Raw genomic sequence first — 3426 nt, 5'->3', positions numbered from 1 at the left:
TGTTCACGTAGTTCGTGCTTTTGATGATGAAAATGTGATGCGCGAGCAAGGACGTGAAGACGCCTTTGTAGATCCACTTGCAGATATTGATACAATTAATCTGGAATTGATTCTTGCTGACTTAGAATCAGTGAACAAACGATATGCGCGTGTAGAAAAGATGGCACGTACGCAAAAAGATAAAGAATCAGTAGCAGAATTCAATGTTCTTCAAAAGATTAAACCAGTCCTTGAAGATGGAAAATCAGCTCGCACCATCGAATTTACAGATGAAGAACAAAAAGTTGTCAAAGGTCTCTTCCTTTTGACAACTAAACCAGTTCTTTATGTTGCCAATGTAGATGAGGATGTGGTTTCAGAACCTGACTCTATCGACTATGTCAAACAAATTCGTGAATTTGCAGCGACAGAAAATGCTGAAGTAGTCGTTATTTCTGCGCGTGCTGAGGAAGAAATTTCTGAGTTAGACGATGAAGACAAGAAAGAATTTCTTGAAGCACTTGGATTGACAGAATCAGGCGTTGACAAGTTAACTTGTGCAGCTTACCACTTGCTTGGACTGGGAACTTATTTTACAGCTGGTGAAAAAGAAGTTCGCGCTTGGACCTTCAAACGTGGTATGAAGGCTCCTCAAGCAGCTGGTATTATCCACTCAGATTTTGAAAAAGGCTTTATTCGTGCAGTAACCATGTCATATGAGGATCTCGTAAAATACGGATCTGAAAAGGCCGTAAAAGAAGCTGGGCGCTTGCGTGAAGAAGGAAAAGAATATATCGTCCAAGACGGCGATATCATGGAATTCCGCTTTAATGTCTAAAAATTTAATGAATAGTATCAATTAGGTTGGAAAAAATTCCAACCCTTTTGGCTTTTGAAAGGACAAATAAATGACCAAATTACTTGTAGGCTTGGGAAATCCAGGGGATAAATATTTTGAAACAAAACACAATGTTGGTTTTATGTTGATTGACCAACTAGCGAAGAAACAGAATCTAACTTTTACACACGATAAGATATTTCAAGCTGATCTAGCATCTTTTTTCTTTAATGGAGAAAAAATTTATCTTGTCAAACCAACGACCTTTATGAATGAAAGTGGAAAAGCGGTCCATGCTTTATTAACTTACTATGGTTTGGATATTGAAGATTTACTAATCATTTACGATGATCTTGACATGGAAGTTGGGAAAATTCGTTTAAGAGCAAAAGGCTCAGCAGGTGGTCATAATGGTATCAAGTCTATTATTCAACATATAGGGACTCAGACCTTTAATCGTGTTAAGATTGGAATCGGAAGACCTAAAAATGGAATATCAGTTGTTAACCATGTTTTGAGTAAGTTTGACAAGGATGATTATATTGGTGTTTTACAGTCTATTGACAAAGTTGACGATTCTGTAAACTACTATTTACAAGAGAAAAACTTTGAAAAAACGATGCAGAGGTATAACGGATAAATGGTGACCTTATTAGATTTATTCTCAGAAAATAATCAGATCAAAAAATGGCATCAAAATCTGACAGATAAGAAAAGACAATTAATGTTAGGCTTGTCAACTTCTACAAAAGCTTTAGCAATTGCTAGTAGTTTGAGACAGGAAGATAAGATTGTGTTATTGACGTCAACTTATGGAGAAGCAGAAGGACTGGTTAGTGATCTTATCTCTATCTTGGGTGAGGAACTTGTCTATCCATTTTTGATAGATGACTCCCCTATGGTCGAGTTTTTGATGTCTTCACAAGAAAAAATCATTTCACGGGTTGAAGCCTTGCGTTTTTTGACTGATTCATCTAAGAGAGGGATTTTAGTTTGTAATATCGCAGCAAGTCGATTGATTTTACCGTCTCCAAATGTATTCAAAGATAGTATTGTAAAAATCTCAGTTGGTGAAGAATATGATCAACACGCGTTTATCCATCAGTTAAAGGAAATTGGTTATCGAAAAGTTACTCAAGTACAAACTCAGGGCGAATTTAGTCTGCGAGGAGATATTTTAGATATTTTTGAAATATCCCAGTTAGAACCTTGCCGAATTGAGTTTTTTGGTGATGAAATTGATGGTATCAGGTCATTTGAAGTCGAAACACAATTATCGAAAGAAAATCAGACAGAACTCACTATCTTTCCAGCTAGTGATATGCTTTTGAGAGAAAAGGATTATCAACGAGGTCAATCAGCTTTAGAAAAACACATTTCGAAGACTTTATCACCGATTTTGAAATCATACCTAGAAGAAATTCTTTCAAGTTTTCACCAAAAACAAATTCATTCTGATTCCCGGAAATTTTTATCTTTGTGTTATGACAAGATATGGACTGTTTTTGACTATATTGAAAAAGATATCCCAATATTCTTTGATGATTACCAGAAATTGATGAATCAGTATGAAGTCTTTGAAAGGGAGTTAGCACAATACTTTACAGAAGAATTACAGAATAGTAAAGCATTTTCTGATATGCAGTATTTTGCTGATATTGAACAAATCTATAAAAAACAAAGTCCAGTGACCTTTTTCTCTAATCTTCAAAAAGGTTTAGGAAATCTCAAATTTGACAAAATTTATCAATTCAATCAATATCCTATGCAGGAATTTTTCAATCAGTTTTCTTTTCTAAAAGAAGAAATTGAACGATACAAAAAAATGAATTATACTATTATCCTGCAATCTAGCAATTCAATGGGAAGTAAGGCATTGGAGGATATGTTAGAGGAATATCAGATTAAATTGGATTCCAGAGATAAGTCAAGAATCTGTCAACAATCTGTAAACTTAATTGAGAGTAATCTAAGACATGGTTTTCATTTTGTAGATGAAAAGATTTTATTGATAACTGAACATGAGATTTTCCAAAAGAAATTAAAACGTCGTTTTAGAAGACAACATGTTTCAAATGCAGAGAGATTAAAAGATTATAATGAACTTGAGAAAGGGGACTACGTTGTTCACCATATCCATGGAATTGGTCAATACCTAGGAATTGAAACCATTGAAATCAAAGGGATTCACCGCGATTATGTTAGCGTCCAATACCAAAATGGTGATCAAATTTCTATCCCAGTAGAACAGATTCATCTACTGTCTAAATATATTTCAAGTGATGGGAAAGCTCCTAAACTTAATAAATTAAATGATGGTCATTTTAAAAAAGCCAAGCAAAAAGTAAAGAACCAGGTAGAGGATATAGCTGACGATTTAATTAAACTCTACTCTGAGCGTAGTCAGTTGAAGGGCTTTGCTTTCTCAGTTGATGATGAAGAGCAAGTTGCTTTTGATGATGCTTTCCCTTATGTTGAAACCGATGATCAACTTCGTAGTATTGAGGAAATCAAGAGGGATATGCAAGATTCTCAGCCAATGGATAGGCTATTGGTTGGGGATGTTGGTTTTGGAAAGACTGAAGTTGCAATGCGTGCAGCCTTTAAGG

At 35.0% G+C, this 3426-nt stretch carries 3 protein-coding genes; all 3 read left to right on the top strand.

Annotated elements, in window-relative coordinates; genetic code table 11:
* Positions 1 to 817, top strand: an 817-nt coding sequence (gene ychF / locus QZ359_RS09320; protein ID WP_293965933.1) for a redox-regulated ATPase YchF, incomplete at its 5' end; no start/stop codon positions are given.
* A gap of 70 nt (positions 818 to 887) precedes the next feature.
* Positions 888 to 1457: an aminoacyl-tRNA hydrolase gene (gene pth, locus QZ359_RS09315; protein ID WP_261030048.1), complete on the top strand. Its 570-nt coding sequence runs from the start codon at positions 888 to 890 to the stop codon at positions 1455 to 1457.
* A partial coding sequence (locus tag QZ359_RS09310) for a CarD family transcriptional regulator (protein ID WP_293965932.1) occupies positions 1458 to 3426 on the top strand: 1969 nt, incomplete at its 3' end. It lies immediately after the preceding gene.

Origin of the sequence: Streptococcus sp. (assembly GCF_019414905.1) — a bacterium.
In the GTDB taxonomy this organism is placed as follows: domain Bacteria; phylum Bacillota; class Bacilli; order Lactobacillales; family Streptococcaceae; genus Streptococcus.
This window is presented reverse-complemented; position numbering and strand designations above follow the sequence as displayed.

Coding starts and splice junctions, on each gene's coding strand:
- pth (WP_261030048.1), top strand. CDS start 888: ATGACCAAATTACTTGTAGGCTTGGGAAATCCAGGGGATAAATATTTT.